This window comes from Scytonema hofmannii PCC 7110, assembly GCF_000346485.2.
Classification (GTDB): domain Bacteria; phylum Cyanobacteriota; class Cyanobacteriia; order Cyanobacteriales; family Nostocaceae; genus Scytonema; species Scytonema hofmannii.
Genome location: NZ_KQ976354.1, coordinates 9,519,584 through 9,545,064 on the forward strand (window position 1 = coordinate 9,519,584; position 25,481 = coordinate 9,545,064).

Here is a 25,481-nt window from a genome sequence, read left to right on the forward strand (position 1 = left end):
TAATTAATACCAACTAATCTCTAACCCCTGGTCACTGGTCACTGGTCACTGGTCACTGGTCACTGGTCACTGGTCACTTCTCCCAGGAAGGTTGGAAACCACGCCGTTGCAGAAAGTCCTGTTGAATTTGCTGTCTTTGACGCAACAGTTCCATATCCGTTGTGCCTTGAGACATTTGTTCGAGTTCTAATTGCTCTAACTGTGCAAGTGCTGACAGGGGTTGGTCTGAAATCACACTCAGTCCAACAAGAGCGCGACGTGCTTCGTTATCTTGGGGTTTTTGTGCTACCACTTGGGAATAAATTTCTCGTGCTGACTCATACCGTCTTTGTTCAAAACGAATTCCTCCCAACGCCGCCAGGGCATCTATATTATTGGGTTGCTGTGCCAGAATATTCTCATAAGCTTTGCTTGCTAAATTTAGATCGCCAGCGGCTCTGGCTAACTCTCCTTGCAATTGGTATGTGGATGGATTGTTGGGAAGGTTGGCAACTAATTGTTTGGCTCGTATTTGTGCTTCGGTTGGATTGCGTTTGGCGATCGCTTGAATTAAGCGCACTTGCACTGGTAGATAACTGGGGTCAACTTGAGCCAAGTAATTATATAGAGGTTCTCTCTGTGCAACAGTCGGTAGCGCACCCACTAAACTAAAAAGTTCTGGGGGTGCATTTGTTGCTGGTTGTGTTGTCAGCCAGTTGTTAAGAACGGCTTCTGCTTCTTGTTGGGAAATTCGTTTCCCCTGATATCCGATACTTGTACGTCCTAACTGTGCAGCTAAATTCTGTGGTTGACGTGCTATCAATTGGTCGTAAATTGTTAAGGCTTCATCAAATCGCCTTTGTTGTACTCGCACGCCTGCGAGTCCGCGCAAAGCACCTGTAACAACTTCTTCATTATTTGGTTGAGTCGCAAGCACAGCTTGAAAGCGTTGAACGCTGGCTTCTAAATTGCCTTCTTGCCGCTCAATTTCTGCAGCTAGCAATTGAGGTAACAAGCTTTTTGTCCCTTCTGGAGTTGCTGCATAAGCTGACAGCGCTTGCTTGGCTGCATTTTTGTCATTTAGTTGTAGGTAAATTTGAGCTAACCGAAAGTATAAAAACGGAACTTGTACTCCCCCAGTATCGGTTTGTGATTCTATAAGTTTTTGATACACGGGTAGAAGTTCTGGATCTGGACTATCGATGTCCGCTACTGCTAACCCTAACTGTTGCAACTCTACAGAATTGGTGGGTAAGGTTTGCAGTTCACTCATCAGACGCTGTTGTAAATTATTTTTAGTTAGCATTCCCAGCCTGTTTTCTAGAGCTAATTGCCGCACGACCAAGCTTTTATCGTTGGGCAATTGGGAAGCTGCTTGTTGATAGAGTTGCAGTGCGGTTTGCTCTCCTTGAGGTAAGCCGGTATAAACATCAGCAATTTCTCGCAGCAGTGCGGGGGTTGGATTGGGAGTATTAGCGAGTGCTTGACGGTAAAGAGTGGCTACTTGCTGTGCTATATTAGGGTCATTGGTTGAAATGCGAATTTCGTTAAGCGATCGCGCTAACGGTAAAACTGCATCCGGACGACCTTGTAATGGTTCTAATACTGATAGGGCTTGTGTAGTTTGTTGATTGGCAACATATGCTTTAGCAAGTTCGGCGCGGGTTTCTATTGCCAGTTTCAGCCCTTTGGTGCGTTGTAACTGTGCTTCTAAAACTGGTATCGCTTCTCTGAGATTGCCAGTTTCTCTTAAAGTGTTAGCGTAAGCGATCGCCGCATAGTCTGTCACGGGTTTACCAGTGGCTCGGTAGCGATTGAACAGATCCAAAGCTTTGCGATAATCCCGGCTGTAACTGTATGCTTGAGCTGCACCGAGAACAACTTCTGGTGTAGGATTGTTCGCCAGAACTATTTGATAATCTGTCAAAGACTCGCTCAATCTTCCTTGATAGGAATAGAGAAGCGCTCGATAAGAACGGGCTTGTGCATCGTTGGGATTCAAATTTAACAAAGTACTGAGACTTTCTATACCCCTTACCTGCCAATTCGGGCGGTATGTACCCATTATCCCCACAATTTTCAGTGTACCTTGATTGTTGGGGTCTTGTGCCAGGACTTGTTGATAGGTATTCCATGCTTCATCAATGCGCCCAGCCCGGTTGTATGAAATTGCTAGCCCTAGTTTTGCATCAAGCGATCGAGGATTGCGCCTGACAGCTTGTTGAAAAGATTTGATAGCATCATTAACCCATCCTTTCTTTAAGAGGTTATATCCTCTTTGAACGGCTGACGAAGATTTTTGAGCCTGCGCTGGAATCATCTCAAAGGTGAGCGCTGCGATTGAACCAGCAACGAGAAAGAATGAAAAACAAAAAGCAGCAGTCAGGCTTTGTATTCTTTTCAAAGAGCTTATATTCATTCGGTATTCCTCCTTCTGGGAGCAACAAGATCTAATTCCGAACGTACCCTGACACCAAGAACAGCTTCTTCAAAATTATCTCGTTCTTGCAAGGTGAATCCCAACCAAAGATTGGGAAGCACGCGAAAATCATAAAACAGTTCCAACACATCTGGTGTATCTCCACGACGAAGGCGATCGTTGGATAAACCACGCCCATAACCCAAGCCCAAGCGATCGTCTGGCGTAAACAAATCCAAAAACGTCACGCCAAAAGAGTAAGTATCAGCACCTTCTCCCAAATCGCGATTTTCGTAACGACCGTAACGTCCGAAAACACCCATCTTTAAGTTAGGTATATAAACTTCAGCATTCAGACCATAAGCTTCTTCGCGATCGTCTTCTTGGGTTCCAAATAGGGTATTTGCTTGATTTCTGGCAATGCCAAAGCTTTCCGGAAAAGTATCGCGGTTACCTGCATCGCGGTCACTGGCATAAGTCCCTCGAATAATTGCATTTCCGTAACGGATGGCAACTTCTCCAGCAAATCCATCCAAGGAAAAGTCACTTATTTTATTTGATGAAGAAAACACGGCGGCTTTTGCTTCAATATTGTCAGTGACACTCCAATTGACTAAAAAACCTGTTCGAGAAGCAATACCTGTTGCTGACAGCGCTGGGTTGGTTTGAAACACGGGGTTAAAAAACTGACTTGCGCCATCCTTAGCAAAGCTATTGCGGTCAAAATAAGATGTTAAATCTATCTGACCCAGAACAACACGTAGATTGGGGACTCCCCCAAATGAAGTAGCAACATAAAGCTCGTTGATATTCAAACCATCTCCACGAGAATCAACAAGCAGGTCTTCACCAGTCACCAAATCCAATGTTGCTCCAATCAAAGCCTGTGAAGAGAGTGGATAAGTCCCACTCAGACGTGCGCGTGCAGCAGAATCATCTCCTTCAGTTATATAGACTCCTTGTAACTTTAAAGAGGAGGCGTTGAAAGCTGCACTGTCAATGGGCGAACGAGGTTGATTCAACGATTGTGAAGTGACTGGTGGCGTGGCTGTTGGCGGCTGACTGGGAACGGGAGTTATGGGGAGTTCTTGCTTTTGGGTTTGCGTGCTGATAGGATAACCAGGTAGTTGCTGTATTCCACCTTGATAGTTAGGGACTGGATAAATACTTGAAGTAGAGGCACCTGTGATTGATTGTGGCGAGACAGGTTGACAATTCAGTAGTATGTTGAAACTTGAACTAGGAGTGTTAGCAACGGATGGCGATGGTACAGCTTGGCAGTTTAGCAGTATGTTGAATGTCGATACAGGAGTTGAGGGACTAGAGGGCGAAGTCAGTTGTACCTGTTGTGCGTTAAAACTTGGTGCAGGAGTTGCTCTAATTGGTGGTAGAGGAACAGATTGTGCTTGGGAGTTAAGTAACTGATGGAAAGTAGGAGTTGATGGTGCAGTAAATTCTTGTGTTGAGGTTGTTGTTGTGTTTGTGCTGGGGAGTGGTAGAAGCGGAGGAGATTGAGCGTGCAGTTGTCCTGTATTTCTCTCCGCATTTTTTCTGATTGTCCGTGTTTGTGCTTGTGGGGCTTTTCCTGTCATTTCCCGATGGAGAAAGCCATTCTCCAACTGCTTAATATCACGCTCTGGTATTTGCTGCGCTTCCAAAGAAATCATGTCTTTGGAAGTTGCCATGTTCGGAATCAAGGATGTGGTACTAGCACGACTATCTTCTGGTGGTGGAGGTAACGTTTGTAAACCCGACTTTGACTGTTCTCGAGATTTCGGAGACTGGGGTACTGGTAATAAATCCCCCAGTTGCAAATCTCCAGACTTTTGGTTTGGGTGTTGTTGAGCAAAACAGATTTCATTGACTGCTAGAAACCAAATTATGGAAGCTTTGGCAAACAACAGCAGACAATCAGACCAATGAAACCGTTTTGGCAACGTAACTTTAAGGCAATCCAATACTGTGAACTTCATCAGTCTACATTTTAGATAACTAATTTTTTTTCGTTGCTAGATGTCGTCACTTTATCAAAAAAATGTGAGTTTTATGAACAAAAAATTGTAAATTTTGCAATCACTAATCAATTTGTTAAAAACCTATGAAGCTTTCTCTTGGATTGTTCATGTATTAGAAAATAGGTAAGAATATAATTTACCTTGTTTTCATTTGGAGTAAATCCTTAATTTTTTTATGCTCAGTCTCTCCTTTCGCTCAATTCGGCAAAAAATGAAAGATTTCGCGGCAAACCATTACCTAGCAGCCATTTCTTTATCTCTAGTTACTATTAGTTATGGTTGCGTTCAAAAGGCACAAGAAAATGTGCAGCTAGAGGTAACAAGCGTGCAACCAATGGGAAATAATAGTATGTACAATGTAGAAGGCAGAAGCAATTTACCTGATTCAAGTTTGGTGTCAGTAGCAGCAGTTCGTTATTTAGTCTCAACAGAAGGACAACAACAGAAATCTTTGGAAGAAGCAACCATCAACCGCTCAATTCTTGCTCGCGAAATTGTGCAGGTTAAACAAGGACAATGGGAAGCAGACTTGAACTTATGGCAAGTAGCACCTGATGGTAAATATCAAGAAGCTTGGCAAGCCAATCAATCGCAAATGAAACTGCGACCCGATAGTAGTAGCGTTAGATTTATCGCTACATTTGAACCAACTGCTCAATTAAAGAAATCAAACAAACAGCTTGAAAGCAAGCAGCTTCGCTTCACAAATGAAGGAGAAGCCTACTTACAAGCAGACCAAACTCTTCAAGTACCATTACCGACTGGTAAAACAGTACCTCCTTTACAAAAAGACTCGAACGATGACTTGGGAAACCAAACCCAACCACCAACACTGATTGCTAATGCACCCCTACTTACATCTGCTAAGTTCAAACAAACTAACGCACCCTTAAAACCTTTAGAATTTATGCGTTGAAACTCAGTGTTCCATTTTTATACACCAAAACAGAAAACGTAGCAACCCACGAACAACAACTTAACTTTACGCGTTAGGCTTTCAGTAAAACTAACTTCATCAGTGTTGGCAAAATAATACCATACATCAAAAAGTTGTGTATTCTAGTGGCTAGAATACACAACTTTTATATTAAAATTTCAAAAAATTAATACGTCCTACTGCCTACTCTCCACTCCCTATTCCCTATTTTCAAGTTAGAGCCTGAAAACGAGAGTACAAGGGTGAATTTAGGGCAAATCCCAAGCGAAATTCCTTAAAAAGCCCCTCTTCCAATGGGAGGAGGGGGTTGGATGTAATTTTATTGTAACTTTTAATACCAAATACTTACACCAATTTCATGATTGCCAATCACTATAAAACTTTGCAAGAATCTATATATATGCCCTCCTTAACCAGAAAGCTGCACACTGCTTTGGTGAAACGAGCGCCCCAAGCAAGAGCTATTTGCCGTACCTTGCAACAAATATTCTCCACTTCAAGCCTAAAGTGCTCAAGCTTACGGTTTACCGAACAATATTTAGTAGTACTAGAGCACTACTTGTTGATATATTGTTATATATAGATGTCCCCTATGCAGCGTGGAGCTACTCTTCCTTAAACCTTTATTGCCAAATTAGAGTAGGTATTTTGCTCTAGCTCGACTGAACTTTGCCATAATGTTGATGGCTTACAAAATTTAGCTCTCCCATTAGGGTTTCTAGTAGAGCCACAACTCTTGCAAAAATGGCAAGAATTGAGAGTCTACAAGATCGGAGAATTTTAAATGAAAAGTTTTTTTAAAAAATTTTTCATTTAGTTCTCAATATTGGCAAAGGAGATGCTATATTAGTAAGCCTAGTAGTGTGTGTAATTATTTAGATATTCTTTCTGGAACTGACTGTGGCGAATACAAAGTCTGCTCTCAAGCGTGCCCAAATCGCAGAACGCAACCGACTGCGTAATAAATCATACAAATCAGCAGTGAAGACGCTGATGAAGAAATATTTTGCTGCTGTTGAAACCTATGCAGCTAATCCGAGTCCGGAACAGAAGCAACTAGTTCTCAAGGAAATGTCGGAAGCCTACAGCAAAATAGATAAAGCTGTAAAGCGTGGTGTTCTCCATCCTAACAATGGAGCTAGAAAAAAATCCAAACTAGCGCAAAGGCTGAAAGCTCATTCACAAAGAGCAGTTGCTGCTGCACAATAGTCATTGGTCATTAGTCATAGGTCATTAGTTATTGGTCTTTACAAAGGACAAATGACAAAGAACAAACGACAAAGGACAAACAATGCAGCTGATTGACACCCACGTTCACATTAACTTTGACATTTTCCAGTCCGATCTAGAAGCAGTGCGCGAACGATGGCAAGCAGCTGGTGTAGTACATCTGATACATTCGTGTGTAGAGCCATCAGAGTTTTCTGGCATTCAAGCCCTAGCTCATCGCTTTCCCGAAGTCAGTTATGCTGTGGGCTTACATCCTCTAGATGCAGAACAATGGAATGACAAAACAGCTGAGGAGATTTTCTCTCTAGCTCGTTCTGATTCCAAAGTGGTAGCGATTGGGGAAACGGGGCTGGATTTTTACAAGGCAACTAACTACGAGAAACAGCTGATAGCTTTCGAGACTCAGTTGGAAATTGCTGCTGAACTCAAATTGCCAGTGATTATCCACTGTCGGGATGCAGTCGGTGAACTCAAAGACGTGCTGCAAAAATGGAAAAACATCAAAGGAGATAGTGTTCGGGGAGTTATGCACTGTTGGGGTGGAAACCCAGAAGAAACACAATGGTTTCTCGATTTGGGTTTCTACATTAGCTTTAGTGGAACTGTGACGTTCAAAAACGCCAAACAGATTCAGGAATCTGCCACAATGGTGAGGAGCGATCGCCTGCTAGTGGAAACAGATTGTCCCTTCCTTGCTCCCGTTCCCAAACGGGGCGAGCGGCGCAATGAGCCAGCTTACGTCCGTTATGTAGCAGAGCAAGTCGCCAAATTACGAGGGGAAACACTTTCAGATATCGCCTCCCTAACCACCCGCAATGCCTGTGAATTATTTGGCTTAACGCTATAAAGGTTACCTTGGCTTTGAATAACTATCGAAAAATGGAAACACAAAAAATGGCGGAAGGAAAAAAATGTGTTAGTATTAATTCCTCCAAAATCACTTTGTGTGCGTCATAATGGTTAAGGAAGTAACAAATCAATTACAATCGCACAAGTTGCTTCATGATTCACTCTTACCATCCTTATATCTCTACAAGCGGATGCTCCGATTCAATGAAAAACCCTTTCTGATAAGACTAACCTAACTTTTTCTGAATAAGCGGCTATAGAAATACCTATTGTTAAATGAAAATTGCATTCTTCGATCGCGCACCCGCCAAAACAACGCCATCCCAATAGCAAGCAGGCTCAGTAGATTCTTATCTTCTGAGCACTAAATGCCATTGTCCCACTGTTGTTGAAGACATTTTGTTTCAGAAAAACATGGAGTGTAAAAACTTGGCATTAGTGAAAACACGCGCTTTTTGGAGGGGGAAGTGAGAAAAGCCAAACAGCTTAAAAAAAATTAGCCATTGGTCAAAAGGTTATTGGTGACTCATCTTTTTACAAATGACCAATGACCAATGTGCTTTTATTGCTCCGTTTGCCCGCATCTACAAGAGTTGCAGGTGGTATAAGGAGAAGTTCCCACACACGTTATTTGAGTAAAACGATTGTTGACAAAGGTAGAGGCATGATTAACGAATCAATGATGGAACCAGCCTTTATGCTACCCGATTTGATAGAAATTCAGCGATCCAGTTTTCGCTGGTTTCTAGAAGAAGGGTTGATAGAAGAACTTAACTCTTTTAGTCCTATTACAGACTATACAGGCAAACTAGAACTGCATTTTTTAGGTCATAACTACAAGCTTAAAGAGCCAAAGTACAGTGTAGAAGAAGCAAAACGGCGGGACAGTACCTACGCAGTACAAATGTACGTACCCACCCGTCTGATTAACAAAGAAACAGGAGAAATCAAAGAGCAAGAGGTCTTTATTGGAGATTTGCCTTTGATGACAGACCGAGGTACGTTCATCATCAACGGTGCTGAGAGGGTGATTGTCAACCAGATCGTGCGAAGCCCAGGGGTTTACTACAAATCAGAAATTGATAAAAACGGAAGACGTACCTACTCAGCTAGCTTAATTCCCAACAGAGGGGCGTGGCTGAAATTTGAAACAGACCGTAACGATCTTGTGTGGGTCAGAATCGACAAAACCCGCAAATTGTCAGCACAAGTCCTTCTCAAAGCTTTGGGATTATCAGACAACGAAATTTTTGACGCCTTGCGTCACCCAGAATATTTCCAAAAAACCATTGAAAAAGAAGGCCAATTCTCAGAAGAAGAAGCCTTGATGGAGTTGTATCGCAAACTGCGACCGGGTGAACCACCCACAGTATTGGGAGGACAACAACTCTTAGATTCGCGCTTCTTCGATGCCAAACGCTATGACCTGGGTCGAGTGGGACGCTATAAGCTCAACAAAAAACTGGGTCTGCAAGTCCCAGAACCCATACGTGTTCTGACACCGCCAGATATTTTGGCCGCAGTGGATTACCTGATTAACCTGGAGTTTGACATTGGTAGTACCGATGATATCGACCACCTGGGTAACCGTCGGGTCAGAAGCGTTGGCGAATTGCTGCAAAACCAAGTGCGGGTGGGTCTGAACCGATTAGAGAGGATTATTCGGGAAAGAATGACCGTATCGGATTCAGAATCGTTGACCCCAGCTTCGTTGGTGAACCCCAAACCCTTGGTGGCGGCGATTAAAGAATTCTTTGGCTCCTCGCAATTGTCGCAGTTCATGGATCAAACCAATCCGCTAGCGGAATTGACCCACAAGCGGCGTTTGTCAGCCCTGGGTCCTGGCGGTTTGACTCGCGAACGGGCGGGCTTTGCGGTGCGAGACATTCACCCAAGTCACTACGGACGGATTTGTCCGGTGGAAACTCCTGAAGGTCCAAACGCTGGTTTGATTGGTTCTTTGGCAACTCATGCTCGCGTAAACTTGTACGGGTTCCTAGAAACTCCCTTCCGTCCTGTGGAGAACGGAAAAGTCCGGTTTGATATGAGCGCTGTATACATGACGGCGGATGAAGAAGATGATTTAAGGGTGGCTGCAGGTGACCTCCCGCTTGACGACGAAGGCAATATTCTAGGACCCACTGTGACAGTGCGCTATCGTCAAGAATTTTCTTCAACTACCCCAGAACAAGTAGACTACGTAGCTGTTTCTCCCGTGCAAATTGTATCGGTTGCTACTAGCATGATTCCGTTCCTAGAGCATGATGACGCGAACCGCGCCCTCATGGGATCGAACATGCAACGCCAAGCAGTACCTTTGCTGAAACCGGAACGTCCTTTGGTGGGAACGGGTTTGGAAGCTCAGGGCGCGAGAGACTCGGGTATGGTGATCGTCTCCCGTACTGATGGCGAAGTGGTTTATGTTGATGCCAATAAAATTCGCGTTCGGGTGAGCGATCCCTCGCAATTGGCAGCTCTTGGTCATCGCCCAAGTAGTAATAACCCTAACAAACCGGTAGAAATTGAGTACACCATTTCTAAGTACCAGCGTTCCAACCAGGATACTTGTCTCAATCAGAAACCCCTAATTTATATGGGGGAACGAGTGGTTGCAGGTCAGGTGTTGGCGGATGGTTCTTCGACTGAAGGTGGTGAATTGGCTCTGGGACAAAATATTGTAGTTGCATATATGCCTTGGGAAGGCTACAACTACGAAGACGCAATTTTGATTTCCGAGCGACTGGTACAGGATGATATTTATACCTCAATTCACATTGAAAAGTACGAAATTGAGGCCAGACAAACCAAACTGGGTCCGGAGGAAATCACTAGAGAAATTCCGAACGTCGGTGAAGATGCCTTGCGTCAGTTGGACGAACAGGGGATCATTCGCATTGGGGCTTGGGTGGAATCTGGAGATATTTTGGTTGGGAAGGTGACTCCGAAAGGGGAATCAGACCAGCCTCCGGAAGAAAAACTCTTGCGGGCGATTTTCGGTGAAAAAGCACGGGATGTGAGAGACAACTCCCTGCGAGTTCCTAACGGTGAAAAGGGACGGGTTGTGGATGTGCGCTTGTTCACTCGCGAACAAGGTGATGAGTTACCACCAGGAGCAAATATGGTAGTCCGGGTGTATGTGGCTCAAAAGCGGAAAATTCAAGTGGGTGACAAGATGGCGGGGCGTCACGGAAATAAAGGGATTATTTCCAAAATTCTGCCAGCAGAAGATATGCCCTACTTGCCAGATGGTTCTCCTGTTGATATTGTTCTCAACCCTCTGGGGGTACCGAGCCGGATGAACGTCGGACAAGTGTTTGAGTGTTTGTTGGGTTGGGCGGGTCACAATTTGGGTGTCCGGTTTAAGCTGACTCCGTTTGATGAAATGTATGGGGAAGAGTCTTCCCGGAGCATCGTTCATGGCAAGTTGCTTGAAGCACGGGATGAAACAGGGAAAACTTGGGTTTATAATCCCTCGGAACCGGGCAAAATTACCGTGTACGATGGTCGGACCGGCGAACCTTTTGACAGACCGATTACCGTGGGTGTGGCTTATATGCTGAAGCTGGTTCACTTGGTAGATGACAAGATTCACGCCCGTTCTACTGGTCCCTACTCCTTGGTGACACAACAGCCTTTGGGTGGTAAAGCACAGCAAGGCGGTCAGCGATTTGGAGAAATGGAGGTGTGGGCATTGGAAGCTTTTGGTGCGGCTTACACCTTGCAAGAATTGCTGACTGTGAAGTCAGATGATATGCAAGGGCGGAATGAAGCCCTCAATGCGATCGTTAAAGGGAAAGCAATTCCCCGACCCGGTACGCCAGAGTCTTTCAAAGTTTTGATGCGAGAACTGCAATCCTTGGGATTGGATATTGCCGTCCATAAGGTAGAAACACAAACAGATGGCAGTTCCTTGGATGTAGAAGTTGACTTAATGGCAGACACTGGAAACCGTCGTACACCCCCACGTCCAACCTACGAATCTCTATCGCGCGATTCAATGGATGATGAAGAGTAAGAGAATTTTGGATTTTAGATGCGTGGATTTTGGATTAACAATCTGAAATCTAAGATCTAATTTCCCGGATTTTGCTAGCAATATTTCAATCTAAAATCTAAAATCCAAAATCTAAAATTGATGAGAGCAGCACAAAACAATCAGTTTGACTATGTCAAAATTGGGTTGGCTTCCCCCGAACGGATTCGAGCTTGGGGTGAAAGAACCCTACCTAACGGTCAAGTCGTAGGTGAAGTGACCAAGCCAGAGACAATCAATTACCGGACTTTAAAGCCAGAGATGGATGGCTTGTTCTGCGAGCGAATTTTTGGTCCGGCAAAAGATTGGGAATGTCACTGCGGAAAATATAAGAGAGTTCGTCACCGTGGAATTGTGTGCGAACGTTGTGGTGTTGAAGTCACCGAATCTCGTGTCCGCCGCCACCGCATGGGCTATATTAAGTTGGCTGCACCAGTGGCTCACGTTTGGTATCTCAAAGGGATTCCCAGTTATATCGCCATCCTGCTCGATATGCCTTTGCGGGATGTGGAACAAATTGTCTATTTCAACTCCTATGTTGTTCTCAATCAAGGGAATGCAGAAACCTTAAGTTACAAACAACTTCTGAGTGAAGACCAGTGGTTGGAAATAGAAGACCAAATTTATGCTGAAGATTCTATCCTTTCTGGGGTAGAGGTGGGAATTGGTGCGGAAGCGCTTTTGCGGTTGCTTGCGGATATTCACTTAGAACAAGAAGCTGAATCTTTGCGAGAAGACATTACTACCGCCAAAGGACAAAAGCGAGCAAAGTTAATTAAGCGCTTAAGGGTGATTGATAACTTTATTGCCACTGGTTCTAAACCAGAGTGGATGGTGATGACAGTGATCCCCGTGATCCCTCCAGACTTACGTCCAATGGTACAGCTTGATGGCGGACGATTTGCAACTAGCGACTTGAATGACCTTTATCGCCGAGTGATTAACCGCAACAACCGTTTGGCTCGTTTGCAAGAAATTTTAGCTCCGGAAATTATTGTTCGGAACGAAAAGCGGATGCTGCAAGAAGCAGTTGATGCTTTGATTGATAACGGTCGTCGGGGACGGACTGTTGTAGGAGCAAATAACAGACCGCTAAAATCTTTATCCGACATTATTGAAGGTAAGCAAGGTCGTTTCCGTCAAAACTTGTTGGGTAAACGGGTTGACTACTCTGGACGTTCGGTGATTGTGGTCGGTCCAAAACTTCATATTCACCAGTGCGGTTTGCCAAGAGAAATGGCAATTGAGTTATTCCAACCGTTTGTGATCCATCGACTGATTAAGAGCGGTATGGTGAATAACATCAAAGCGGCGAAAAAGTTGATTTCTCGTTCCGATCCCAGTGTTTGGGATGTTTTGGAAGAGGTGATTGAAGGACACCCCGTCATGCTCAACCGTGCGCCCACACTCCACCGTTTGGGGATCCAAGCTTTTGAACCCATTTTGGTGGAAGGAAGAGCGATTCAATTGCACCCACTTGTGTGTCCGGCGTTTAACGCTGACTTTGACGGTGACCAAATGGCGGTACACGTACCGTTATCTTTGGAATCTCAAGCGGAAGCGCGGTTACTGATGTTGGCATCCAATAACGTTTTGTCACCCGCGACTGGTAAGCCAATTATTACACCCAGCCAAGATATGGTGTTGGGAGCGTATTACCTAACTGCAGAAAATCCCAATGCCAAAAAAGGTGCAGGACGTTTCTTTGCTTCTTTAGATGATGTCATTATGGCTTACGAGCAAAAAGTAGTAGAACTGCACGCTTATATTTATGTCCGGTTTGATGGCGAAATAGAGTCTGGTGAACCAGATACAGAACCGGTAGAAGTTACAACTAACGAAGATGGGACTCGGACATTGCTGTACAAGTTCCGTCGAGTCAGAGAAGATGCTCAAGGTCAGATGATGTCTCAGTATATTCGCACAACACCAGGTCGCGTTATTTACAATAAAGCGATTCAAGAAGCATTAGCTAGTTAGGGAATTTTAGATTTTAGATTTTGGATTTTGGATTATAAATCTAGAACCCACACATCTAAAATCCCAGGATTATAAATCTAGAATCCACGTATCTAACATCTAAAATCTAGAATCCACGTATCTAAAATCTAAAATCTAAAATCCAAAATCCAAAATCCAAAATCCAAAATTTCTATGACAATGACAGAAAAAATGATTTTCCGGAACCGGGTAGTTGACAAGGGTCAACTGAGAAACCTGATTTCTTGGGCGTTCATACATTACGGTACGGCACGCACGGCAATGATGGCGGACAAATTAAAGGATTTGGGTTTCCGCTACGCGACGAAAGCAGGGGTTTCTATTAGTGTTGATGATTTGATGGTTCCACCTTCTAAAAAAGCGCTTTTGGAAGCTGCGGAAGAGGAAATTCGAGCAACTGAAGAACGCTATCAACGGGGTGAAATTACTGAAGTAGAGCGGTTCCAAAAAGTTATTGATACTTGGAACGGTACGAGTGAAGCTCTCAAAGATGAGGTTGTGACTCACTTTAAGAAAACGAATCCCCTCAACTCTGTATATATGATGGCATTCTCTGGAGCACGGGGTAATATCTCCCAGGTGCGCCAGTTGGTGGGGATGCGGGGACTGATGGCAGATCCGCAAGGGGAAATTATTGACCAGCCTATCAAAACAAATTTCCGTGAAGGGCTGACCGTAACAGAATACATTATTTCTTCTTACGGTGCAAGAAAAGGATTGGTGGATACAGCACTACGGACGGCTGACTCCGGTTATCTTACCCGCCGTCTGGTGGACGTATCTCAGGATGTGATTATTCGGGAAATTGATTGCGGTACTACTAGAGGAATTCCTGTAGTGGCAATGACAGAAGGTGGTAAAACCTTGATTCCCCTGTCAACACGCTTGTTTGGACGAGTTCTCAACGAGGATGTCGTTCATCCCGTGACTGGTGAAGTTATTGCTAAGCGGAATACTTCTATTGCCGATGAATTGGGGCGCAAGATCGAAAAATCTGGCATTAACCAAGTTATGGTGCGATCGCCTCTCACCTGTGAAGCGGCAAGATCTGTTTGCCAACACTGCTATGGTTGGAGTTTGGCTCATGGGGAATGGGTTGATTTGGGTGAAGCGGTAGGTATTATTGCGGCGCAAAGTATCGGTGAACCAGGTACTCAGCTGACAATGCGTACATTCCACACAGGTGGTGTATTCTCAGGCGAAGTCGCAAAACAAGTTCGTGCTGCGAGTGCTGGTACTGTTCGCTACTCCAAAAAATTGCGTCTGCGATCCTACCGCACCCGCCACGGGGAAGACGCCCAGTATGTGGAAATGAATGGCAACATTTCTTTAGACGTAGGGAATGGGGAATCGGGAGTAGGGAATAGAGAAAACTCCTCCACTCCCAACTCCCCACTCCCCACTCCCTCCTCCATAGACATTGCCGTTACCCAAGGTTCAACCTTATACGTTGTTGATGGACAGAAAGTTAAGAAAGGTCAATTGCTAGCAGAAGTTGCACTTGGTGGACGCACAACTCGTGCGAATACTGAAAAAGCTGTGAAAGATGTGGCTTCTGACTTAGCAGGGGAAGTTAAGTTTGCGGATGTTGTCCCAGAACAAAAAACTGACCGTCAAGGTAATACCACCACAACAGCCGCAAGAGGTGGTCTAGTTTGGATTCTGTCAGGGGAAGTTTATAACCTACCACCTGGTGCTGAGTTGGTTGTCAACAACGGCGACACTATAGAAAGCAATGGAGTTTTGGGAGAAACCAAGTTAACCACATTGCATGGAGGTGTGGTACGTTTGCCCGAAGCAACTCCTGGTAAAGGGACGCGGGAAATTGAAATTATCACTGCTTCTGTGGTGTTAGATAACGCAATAGTGACCTCCCAAACGAGCCAAGGTCGCAATAACTATTTAGTGAAAACTGCCAATAACCAGGAATTTCACCTGCGAGCCACCCCAGGGACTAAAGTTCAAAACGGTCAAGTGGTAGCGGAGTTAATTGACGATCGCTATCATACAAAGACTGGTGGATTGCTGAAGTACGCAGGTGTGGAAGTTCAGAAAAAGGGCAAGGCGAAGCTGGGTTACGAAGTGGTACAGGGCGGAACTTTGCTGTGGATTCCGGAAGAAACCCACGAGGTGAACAAAGATATTTCCTTGTTGATGGTAGAAGACGGTCAGTTTGTAGAAGCGGGTACCGAAGTTGTGAAAGACATCTTTTGCCAAAACAGCGGTGTCATTGAAGTGACCCAGAAAAATGACATCTTGAGGGAAGTCGTCATCAAACCAGGAGAATTCCTCATGGTAGACGACCCGGAAGCAGTTATGGGCAAAGACGGCACTTTTGTTCAACCTGGTGAGGAATTGCTAGGACAAGTGAAGACCGAGTTGCGGTACATTGAGTACGTAGAATCACCAGAAGGACCAGCACTTTTAAGCCGCCCTGTGGTAGAATTCCCCGTACCAGACAACCCTGATGTGCCAGCTACGACATCAGTGAGCCAGCAAACAGGACGTTCGATTCAACTGCGGGCAGTGCAGCGTTTGCCTTACAAAGATTCCGAACGTGTCAAGACGGTTGAAGGTGTAGAATTACTCCGAACTCAACTGGTGTTGGAAATCGAGACCGAAGCAGAACAAGACCACAACGCTTCTCCGTTAGCCGCTGACATTGAATTACTGAACGATCCCTCTGACCCAGAAATTCAGCACTTGCAACTGGTGATTCTGGAATCCTTAGTCATCCGTCGCGACATCACGGCGGATGCTACCCAAGGTAGTACCACGACGTCACTTGAGGTGGAAGATGGACAAACCATCGCTCAGGGATCTGTTGTTGCACGTACCCAAATCTTGTGTAAAGAAGGTGGTATGGTGCGGGGCGTACAAAAAGGAACGGAAACAGTTCGTCGTTGTTTGATTCTGCGAACAAGCGACTTGATGAAAATAAATAACATCACGAGTGTGCCAACAGTTAAACCGGGCGACTTAATCGTCGAAGGCACAGAAGTTGCTCCTGGAGTGTTTGCTGAAGAGTCCGGACAAGTTGTACAGGTGAAAAAAGTAGGAAATGGGGAATCGGGAGTCGGGAATCGGGAAAACTCCGGAACCACTCCCCACTCACTACTCCCTACTCCCTCATACACAGTGACTATCCGTATTGGTCGTCCTTACCGAGTCAGTGCTGGTGCAGTGTTGCAGGTGGATGACGGCGGATTGGTACAGCGCGGTGATAACTTGGTGTTATTGGTGTTTGAAAGAGCTAAAACTGGAGACATCATCCAAGGTTTGCCGAGGATTGAGGAACTTCTGGAAGCTCGTAAACCAAAAGAGGCGTGTGTTTTAGCACGTCGTTCTGGAGAACTCAAGGTAGTTTACGGTGATGGCGATGAAGCGATCGCTGTGAAAATTATTGAATCCAATGGTGTTGTGACAGATTATCCCATTGGACCCGGACAAAACCTGATTCTCTCAGATGGACAAACACTGACTGCGGGACAACCAATCACTGACGGTCCGTCAAATCCTCACGAAATTCTGGAAATTTTCTTTAATCTCGGTTCTGAGGATGGAATTTATGCTTGTGCAAGTCTGGCTTTGCAGAAAGTGCAAACGTTCTTGGTGAACGAGGTTCAATCGGTTTATCAATCCCAAGGTATTGACATTGCGGACAAGCACATTGAAGTGATTGTTCGCCAGATGACATCGAAAGTGCGGGTGGATGATGGTGGTGACACCACAATGCTTCCTGGGGAATTGGTGGAATTGCGCCAAATCGAACAGGTCAACGAAGCTATGGCTATCACTGGTGGTGCAAGAGCACAGTATACTCCTGTATTGCTAGGTATTACCAAAGCATCTTTGAACACCGACAGCTTTATCTCCGCCGCGTCCTTCCAAGAAACCACAAGAGTCTTGACTGAGGCTGCTATTGAAGGTAAATCGGACTGGTTGCGCGGTTTGAAGGAAAACGTCATTATCGGACGACTGATTCCAGCCGGTACTGGGTTCAATGCTTATGAGGAAACAGGTACCATTGAAGATTACTCTACTGACATGAGCAGCAGTGTCTTGGATGAAGTTGACGATCCACTTGACATGGTTCTTGACGATCGCACAGCCCGTGCTTATCAATTAGAAACACCATCCACTTTAGCAGGGGATGGATTCCGACGGACTCCAGAGAAGAACATTTTGGATGACGAGGATTTGTTGCTGACAGATGTGACTGCGATCGATCCTGAAGACGACCTTGTGGAAGAGGACGATTACGACGACGGCGATGATGACGAAGAAGATGATGAGGATCTGTATTAGATCCCGTAGGTTGGGTTGAGGAACGAAACCCAACATTCCATGGAATCATCGAATGTCTAGTGTCAATGACAACCAACATTTAATCAAATCATTGGGTGTCTAATGCTGTAGACAACCGCCCAGAATCTAGAGTTACAAAAATAAAGTCCGCGCAAGCGGGCTTTTTTTGTCATCTAGCTGTTTCTACTGATGTAAGTTACAATTGCCTTATAGGTCAAGCATCCTTGCTTATACTAACTTGACTTAATTAAGGTATGTAGGGCTTGCTGAAAAAGTTGAGCCTAGCGACTCTAGAAGCCACACAGCTGACAAAGTGGTAGTTTTATCCCTTAGTTTCTCAATTTACCCAGCGATCGCTGACGAAAATGCAAGGTTTTTGAGACTATAGATATTATAAACTTGCACTTGTTTAGCAAAAAAAGGTCTGAAACCCTTATCTGTTCTAGCCTCCAATTGTGTTCAGCAAGCCCTATGTAAGCAAGACTGTAGTGAATTTTCGGGAATTAGATGATCCTGGATACGATCTTGGCGATCGCGTTGAATATTCTACTATCCTAAAAGGAGAAATTGAATAAGATTTCGTCAGGATTAGTAAGAAATTAATATTTTAAATTCTGACTGACTAATTGTCTTTTGATTGTAAACCCCAACCTTGCTCTTGAATAACTTGTGCAATCTCAACTTCTAAAGCTTGAAAAGCAGGTAAAGTTCTTAATAGAGAAAAATCATTTATAAGTTCTGCTAATCTGTGAACGCGTTCATGAACTGAAAATTGCTTTAGTCTCCGACCTGTTAATCCACTGGCTTCGCATAGAAGTTTATGAAGAATGTCTTTTGGATTGGGTATTTGTTCAAGTGTTGCAATCAATGGTAATTGTAATGACTGATGACCGCGAGGATTTCCTGCAGCGTTCCGTATTGCGGTTTCATCAAATAATAGCCACGCTTCTTGCATACGAACTGGAATAACGCAAACAGTGGGGGGTACTACCACTGATTCTTTCATTGCTTCTTCTATTGCTTCTCGGATCTCAGCCACACGTTTTTCGCGTGGTTCCTTTTCTGCATCACGATGGATAAATAAGAGGTCACAGGGATAGAGATCTAAAGCGTTAATAATTCGTGGCAAGAGAGTTTTGGGTGGTTTGGGTAAGCGTCGTAAATCTGCCCAAGTAGATTGGATAGCACATTCAACTTGATGCTCTCGTAATAACCAGGTCAAGATTGACATTAGTGCTTTGTCCGAACTACCATCTGACAGCAACGTGTAAGAAAGTTCTTTCATACAAGTTTAAAGAGAGGGAAAACCAGGGATTAATGGTTGAAGATCCTCTCTATCAACAACTCGGCGTTTCTTAGAATGCTTTGCTTGCGATTGCTGAAAATTTTCTGTCTTGCCATGACCATCAGCTTCTGTTTCATTAAGTATGACTGGATTCAAGTAGGCAAGTAATTTGTTTTTGGGAACAACATTGACTCCTTCCGGTGCTTTTTGTCGCCAAGTATCAGGCAAACAACCAAAAGATACTCGTTGAAAGCGCTGTTCTGAACGTACCATTTCCTTTAATTCAGCAACTAATAAGCTGTCATCAGGTACTTGCATCACTACAGATGGCGAGTGAGTATTCACAATTACTTGACGCAGTGGATTATCTATACCAATGGGTTCATCAACATCAGTCGCAATATCTTGAAGTAGCTTGAGTATTTTTGGAATCCGTTCTGGGTGAATGCCGTTTTCTGGCTCCTCTAAACATAAAAGCCCTTGTGCTTGGGGGTCTAACTCCAAAACCGCTAATGCCAAAAAGCGCAGAGTTCCATCAGATAAAGCCCTTGCTGGATGAGATGTGCCGTCTGAACCCGTTACTATTAATGTTAAGAGTTCGCGGCGTTCGTCCCGATCTATACCTACTTCACCCACATCATCTATGAGTTCTGCTAAACGATTGGCTACTTGGCTGTAAACCCGTGCTTCTGCTTCATTGTCTGATACTCCATTTGCTAAATGGTTTTTGCTGAACTTTGCCAGATAATAGAGTGTTGCAGCCAAGTGAGAGCCATCCATGTCTAATTTTGTTGGAGATGTAAATGCGTCTGGTTGACGTAATGCTGAAGGTTCTAGTTGAAGTAGACGCCAGGATTGCATTTCTCTTCGTGCTAGCAGCACTGTTGGGCTTTCGGCAGCATTAGCAACAGAAAGTACAGTTCGGGGAAGATTCATTGCTAGTCGATGTAAGGGTTTTCCTTTGATACCATCTTGATGTAGCTTAATGACTGTCTTACCTTTGTCATCCTCAGTTGAAATAAATGACGAAGTTCGTCTTCCCTTAATAGCAGATTTGCGCCATTCAACATTATGAGGAAACAGTAAGTTTTTTTTGGCATCACCAAGGTTTATATGAACTAACTCTTCTCTAAGAATTTCTAGTGATCCAAAAGAACGAAGACTATCATCTGTTCGGTAGGCAAGGATTATGGTGTAGCGAAGAAAAGTAATACTAGCTTCTGCCTTTTGCCCCAAATCGTCGATCCCTTCATAAGGCACAATCATTTCTGCCTCAAAGGACATTTCATTCACATACTCATCGCCAACACGATGAAATAAGCTACGTACATCAGCTGTTCTACCTCCTTCATCGCGTACTGATAAAGCCGCTTCAATCAAAGGACAATCAGCGATCGCACTCAAAAACCGGATAGCATCAAATAAATTAGATTTGCCAACACCATTAGCACCTGCTACACAAGTAAATGGTCCAAAACGAACATCGACATCAACTAAATTCTTAAATCCAGAAACTTTTAATCGAGTTAACATAATTTCCTTCTCTTGAAACTGAAACTGTTGCAAGAGTTAACCTAAATATATATCCGCGAGTTGCTTCAGCACTCTTCATTTGTCGGTTCATTTTGGTGTACGGCATATCCAAAGTAGCACTATTTCTTTTTGGGAGGGAGAGAATTGCGACTTTTTGAGTTGTCTGGATACAGTTGTTGGCGTCCGTTGCGAATGATTCGTAACATTTCTTGAAGTTGCTGCTCGATATTTTCCAAAACATTGTCAGCGTATTCGTCAGCACCTTGTTCAATCGCTTCAGCTTCTGCAACTGCAGCCCGTCGCATTTCCTCAATTTCTTGCTGACAAGCGCGTCGTTTGCGATCGATTTCCTCAAGAGTCTCTTGCATCATCGCCTCACACTCTTGTTGCACTTGTTGCCGCAGTTGTTCAGATTCTCGTTCTGCTTGCCTCAAGATGTCGCTTTCATCCAAAATTTGCGCTCTTTTGGCTTGGGCGGCATCAACAATTTGTTGTCCGTATTCTTCTGCCTGTAGGAGGATTTCCTCCTTTTCTTGGAGGACTCCAGCTGCTTCCTGAAAAGCTTCAGGCAAAGAAAGCCTAATGAAATCGAGCTGATCGAGCAACTTATCTTCATCCACCAACGTGCATCGCGTTAGCGGAATATTGAAACCTGAAAGAATCATTTCTTCCAAGCGGTTAAGTTCCTGCCCAAGATCTACGCTTCCTGTTGGCGTAGTGTCTCCGTCGTAGGAGATTCCATTGGGGTACTCTTCCGAGAGGGGATTGCCTCCGTTGTGATTTGGTTCGATACTTGGTTGTTTTGGGCGTAGCATTGGTAAATATCAAGGGCAACGTGCGGGGGAACAAGATGATTTATAGAGCCGCCAAACCTAGCAATCTCTTTTACAACACTACTACTTAAAAAACTATACTCGTTGGATGTTGCTAGAAAAACTGTCTCTATGTGATGAGAAAGGGTTTTATTAGTATGAGCCATCTGAAGCTCTACCTCAAAGTCAGAAATGGCTCGCAAACCCCGAAGGAGGACTTGAGCTTCTCGCATTTGGGCATATTTGACGGTGAGACCATCAAAAGCATCTACTTCGACGTTAGTTAAATGTTGTGTTGCAAGACGAATCTGTTCCAAGCGTTTTTGGACGGTGAACAAAGGCATTTTGTTAGGATTCCGCAATACAGCTACAACAACCCGTTCAAACAACCGACAACCGCGTTGGATAATGTCAAGATGTCCTAGAGTGACAGGGTCGAAGCTTCCGGGATAGATGGCAATCACGATGACAGCTGCCTCAAAGTTGATGAGGTGATTATATCTGACCTGTTTTGAATTTTGAATTTTTAATTGCTTATGTACCTTTATGAACCCACAGCAATTTAAAATCTACGCTGTAGCTTGCCCAGCAGTTTTCTATGCTCGCATTTTAAATTAAATATAAAATCAAAAAGCATTTCTGTTTTGCGGGTTTCAACAAACGCACTTTTCAACTCACACTTTTATTCTCTTGCCTTTTATGTACTTTTGCATGATACCGGACTTTTTCACTTTACCATTGGCGTTTCAATTTACTTCACCAGGCCCTATTCTGGTGAGGATAGGACCATTGGTTATCCGTTGGTATGGCTTTTTGATTGCTTCAGCCGTTTTGATTGGCGTTAGCCTTTCTCAATACCTGGCAAAGCGCCGCGATGTAAATCCCGATTTACTCAGCGATTTATCAATATGGTTGGTACTTGGGGCTATTCCTGCGGCAAGATTATATTACGTTTTGTTTGAGTGGTCAGAGTATGCCCAGCATCCAGAACGCATCATTGCCATTTGGCAAGGAGGTATCGCCATTCATGGCGCAATTATTGGTGGCGTCATAGCAGCATTAATCTTTGCCAAACTCAAACGAGTTTCTTTTTGGCAACTGGCAGATTTAGTTGCTCCTTCATTGATTCTTGGTCAGGCAATTGGACGCTGGGGAAATTTCTTTAACTCAGAAGCTTTTGGCAGCCCTACTAATTTACCTTGGAAACTGTACATTCCAGAGGGTCGGCGTCCTCCAGAACTAGCCGAATTTAAATACTTCCATCCTACCTTCTTATATGAATCTTTATGGGATTTAGCGGTATTTGCCTTACTGATAACGTTGTTTTTTCGGAGTTTATCAGGCAAACCTTCTCTAAAAATCGGTACGCTATCTTTGATTTATTTAGCAGGATATAGTTTGGGACGTCTTTGGATAGAAGGTCTTCGGACTGATAGTCTGATGTTCGGTCCATTGCGAATAGCACAAATCGTCAGTCTACTCGGAATTATTGTGGGGCTAGCTGGGTTAGCTTGGCTCTATGTAGCTAAACGACATCTACCAGATATCAGTGACCAGTGACCAGTGACCAGTGACCAGTGACCCAAAATAAAAAATGCCCCAGAGTATTCTCTAGGGCTTAACCAGGGTGCATCTACCAATACATTCTTCTGAGCTAGAGGGGTATATCCGGAAAGCTACGGAAAAATGCCAAGATTTTTTTAAGAAGCTCGATCGTGTGCTTGTTTATGCGTGAATCTACTGTCCTTTTAGGCGACGACAAAAAACTTATGCCCGTAGAACCAGCAGTGTATATTGTAGGAGCCGGTCCTGGAGATCCTGAATTACTCACAGTTAAAGCACAAAAATTGCTTGCAGCGGCTGATGTGGTTTTATTTGCTGATTCTTTAGTGCCGCCACAGATGTTGCAGCTTTGCCGAGATGATGCTGAGATTGTTCGTACTGCAAATAAAACTTTAGAAGAAATTTTACCAATCATGGTAGAACGGGTGCGATCGCAAAAATCTGTTGTGCGCCTTCATTCAGGCGATCCCAGTCTCTACAGCGCGATCCACGAACAAATGAACCTTTTGGCAGAAGCGAACATTCCTTTTGAAGTTATACCGGGTATCAGTGCTTTTCAAGCTGCCGCCGCCAAACTCAAATTGGAACTGACTGTTCCCGGTTTAGTTCAAACAATTATACTGACGCGTATCAGTGGACGTACAGAAGTCCCTGCGACAGAAGAACTTGCAACCCTCGCCGCCCATCAAGCTAGCCTTTGCCTGTACCTAAGTGCGCGTCATGTTGAAGAAGCCCAGGCCAAGCTACTGGAACACTATTCAGTAGAAACACCCGTGGCAATTTGCTATCGTTTGGGATGGTCTGATGAGAGAATTTTAGTTGTACCCCTCAATCAAATGGCAGAGTATACTCACAAAGAAAAATTAATCCGCACGACTCTTTATGTCATCAGTCCCGCATTATCACAAACAAAAGGACGTTCTCGTTTATATCATCCCGAACACACTCATTTATTTCGACACTAATGAAATTGGGCAATCTCCAATCCAAAATCTAAAATCCAAAATCCACGCATCCAAAATTTACCTATGCCGCTTATCAAAGTTCAAACTTCTGTATCAACTCCTGCAAAAACTGAAATTGAAACTCTGCTCAAAAATTTATCAGCCAAGTTAGCTAAACACACAGGCAAACCAGAATCCTATGTCATGACAGCTTTTGAAACCGAAATTCCCATGACATTTGGTGGTACAGCAGATCCCGTTTGTTACATAGAAATAAAGAATATTGGAACAATGCTGCCACAGCAAACTAAGGATATGAGTCAAGATTTTTGCCAGGAAATTAATCAAGCATTAGCTGTGCCTCAAAATCGAATATATATAGAGTTTGCTGATTCTAGGGCTACAATGTGGGGTTGGAATGGCATGACCTTTGGTTAAGGAATTTCAATATTACCTAAACACGTAGGGTGGGTACCGCCCACTATTCACTATTGGTGGGTACCGCCCACTATTCACTATTGGTGGGTACCGCCCACTATTCACTATTGGTGGGCAGTGCCCACCCTACAAAAATCGGTAATTTTAGAGCGGAAAGGGAGTAGGAAACTCCTAGTGATGGCAATTTTCAATTGAAGGTAAACAATCGTTCTCTATGCCAAATCTAAAATCCAAAATCCAAAATCCAAAATCTAATCAGTTCTTCCAGACTTCTTCCATAAACTCTGACATCTGTACAGCAATCTCTCGAACTCCTTCAAGAATCCAACTCTTAATCTGTTGCTTATCTTCCAAACCCGTGTAGTAGTGAAGAGCTTGGTTAGCAGATAGTATTCCAGCATCAAAATGCTCAGCTTCTGCAACAATATGGCGACTGAACCAGTAGTAAGCCGGAATCACTTTGCCATCAATCTCCACTTCTGTCTCTTGTAAATATCTTACGATCTCAGGATGCTTAGTACGAAAAAACTCTTCTAAAACACGGTTTTCATCCTCTCCCAAGACTTCAGTTCCCAAATGAAAGCCAATCGCACGGAAAAGATGTGCTTCATCTACAACCATGTTAATACCGCCACTACGGTGAACCTTACGAATAGCATCATTGGTAGGTCTATGTTGAAGTATGAGTTTGCTAAGAGCCAACATATCATAGCCAAAAAATTGTGCCATACCTTTGAGTGTTGCTAGAGCTAAAGCTCGATGTGTATGCGGTTCAGGTGCTTCGCGATCGCCAAACTCATCGATTGCACCAAAAAACATACCTGCTCCTATTTCAACACTTCTATCAGCAAACAATCCTACTTCATTAGAAGTGTTGAACAAATCTTTGCGAACAGCAATATATCCAGCCAAACAAGTTTGACAAGGTGCAAAAGCGGAGGAGTATTGGAAAAAACGACCCATGAGCCGTAGAAGAGCTTCACCACTTGTTGCTTCTTCAAGGAGTTGTTTAAAAGTCAGCGATGTATATTCTTCAGCAATAGTTTTACAAACTTCAGCCCTTTCAATAATGACAGTTGTTGTGGGTTGATTCAGTGTGTTAATCACGATGTTTAAACTCCTTTGATTGACAAAA

16 protein-coding genes are annotated in these 25,481 nt (G+C 44.0%); 9 read left to right on the forward strand and 7 right to left on the reverse strand.

The annotated features are described in order from the left end of the window. Positions 1 to 73: 73 nt before the first annotated feature. Positions 74 to 2,398 (reverse strand): tetratricopeptide repeat protein, encoded by a 2,325-nt coding sequence (locus WA1_RS40130; protein WP_017748629.1) that lies wholly within the window; start codon positions 2,396 to 2,398, stop codon positions 74 to 76. Beyond that, the gene (locus tag WA1_RS40135) at positions 2,395 to 4,371 is read right to left on the reverse strand and encodes a carbohydrate porin (protein ID WP_017748630.1); all 1,977 of its coding nucleotides are present in this window, start codon (positions 4,369 to 4,371) and stop codon (positions 2,395 to 2,397) included. The genes WA1_RS40130 and WA1_RS40135 overlap by 4 nt, the downstream gene beginning before the upstream one ends. 253 nt (positions 4,372 to 4,624) lie before the next feature. Between WA1_RS40135 and WA1_RS40140 the strand changes: the two genes are divergently transcribed. The 6 genes from WA1_RS40140 (at position 4,625) to WA1_RS40165 (ending at position 17,771) form a co-directional block, all read left to right on the forward strand. Beyond that, positions 4,625 to 5,329, forward strand: coding sequence for a hypothetical protein (locus tag WA1_RS40140; protein WP_272819329.1), 705 nt, complete (start codon positions 4,625 to 4,627; stop codon positions 5,327 to 5,329). A gap of 921 nt (positions 5,330 to 6,250) precedes the next feature. After that, positions 6,251 to 6,559, forward strand: coding sequence for a 30S ribosomal protein S20 (rpsT, locus tag WA1_RS40145; RefSeq protein WP_017748632.1), 309 nt, complete (start codon positions 6,251 to 6,253; stop codon positions 6,557 to 6,559). A gap of 82 nt (positions 6,560 to 6,641) precedes the next feature. Continuing rightward, complete coding sequence (locus WA1_RS40150; protein WP_017748633.1) at positions 6,642 to 7,427, forward strand: TatD family hydrolase; 786 nt, start codon at positions 6,642 to 6,644, stop codon at positions 7,425 to 7,427. A 666-nt stretch (positions 7,428 to 8,093) separates the two neighbouring features. Further along, a complete protein-coding gene (gene rpoB, locus WA1_RS40155) occupies positions 8,094 to 11,444 on the forward strand; it encodes a DNA-directed RNA polymerase subunit beta (protein WP_026135228.1) in 3,351 nt (1,116 codons plus the stop codon). 120 nt (positions 11,445 to 11,564) lie between these two features. Then, positions 11,565 to 13,442: a DNA-directed RNA polymerase subunit gamma gene (locus WA1_RS40160; protein ID WP_017748635.1), complete on the forward strand. Its 1,878-nt coding sequence runs from the start codon at positions 11,565 to 11,567 to the stop codon at positions 13,440 to 13,442. Between the two features lie 174 nt (positions 13,443 to 13,616). Beyond that, positions 13,617 to 17,771, forward strand: coding sequence for a DNA-directed RNA polymerase subunit beta'' (locus WA1_RS40165; protein ID WP_017748636.1), 4,155 nt, complete (start codon positions 13,617 to 13,619; stop codon positions 17,769 to 17,771). A 622-nt stretch (positions 17,772 to 18,393) separates the two neighbouring features. Here the strand turns inward: WA1_RS40165 and WA1_RS40170 are convergent. From WA1_RS40170 to coaD, 4 genes are all read right to left on the reverse strand, one after another. Further along, on the reverse strand, positions 18,394 to 19,056 hold the full coding sequence (locus tag WA1_RS40170; RefSeq protein WP_033336608.1) for a DUF4276 family protein: 663 nt from the start codon (positions 19,054 to 19,056) through the stop codon (positions 18,394 to 18,396). A 6-nt stretch (positions 19,057 to 19,062) separates the two neighbouring features. Continuing rightward, on the reverse strand, positions 19,063 to 20,589 hold the full coding sequence (locus WA1_RS40175) for an AAA family ATPase (RefSeq protein WP_017748638.1): 1,527 nt from the start codon (positions 20,587 to 20,589) through the stop codon (positions 19,063 to 19,065). Positions 20,590 to 20,708: 119 nt separating this feature from the next. Beyond that, positions 20,709 to 21,404: an ATP synthase F0 subunit B gene (locus WA1_RS40180; protein WP_201789156.1), complete on the reverse strand. Its 696-nt coding sequence runs from the start codon at positions 21,402 to 21,404 to the stop codon at positions 20,709 to 20,711. Next, on the reverse strand, positions 21,287 to 21,865 hold the full coding sequence (coaD, locus tag WA1_RS40185; protein ID WP_017748640.1) for a pantetheine-phosphate adenylyltransferase: 579 nt from the start codon (positions 21,863 to 21,865) through the stop codon (positions 21,287 to 21,289). The genes WA1_RS40180 and coaD overlap by 118 nt, the downstream gene beginning before the upstream one ends. Before the next feature lie 247 nt (positions 21,866 to 22,112). Between coaD and lgt the strand changes: the two genes are divergently transcribed. From lgt to WA1_RS40200, 3 genes are all read left to right on the forward strand, one after another. Then, positions 22,113 to 22,961, forward strand: coding sequence for a prolipoprotein diacylglyceryl transferase (gene lgt / locus WA1_RS40190; protein ID WP_017748641.1), 849 nt, complete (start codon positions 22,113 to 22,115; stop codon positions 22,959 to 22,961). Positions 22,962 to 23,128: 167 nt separating this feature from the next. Further along, entirely contained in the window at positions 23,129 to 23,929 is an 801-nt protein-coding gene (gene cobM, locus WA1_RS40195; protein ID WP_017748642.1) for a precorrin-4 C(11)-methyltransferase, read from the forward strand. 63 nt (positions 23,930 to 23,992) lie between these two features. Then, entirely contained in the window at positions 23,993 to 24,346 is a 354-nt protein-coding gene (locus WA1_RS40200) for a phenylpyruvate tautomerase MIF-related protein (protein WP_017748643.1), read from the forward strand. Positions 24,347 to 24,601: 255 nt separating this feature from the next. On the opposite strand, the gene WA1_RS40205 is transcribed toward WA1_RS40200, so the two are convergent. Beyond that, on the reverse strand, positions 24,602 to 25,453 hold the full coding sequence (locus WA1_RS40205) for a hypothetical protein (protein WP_017748644.1): 852 nt from the start codon (positions 25,451 to 25,453) through the stop codon (positions 24,602 to 24,604). Positions 25,454 to 25,481: the final 28 nt, after the last annotated feature.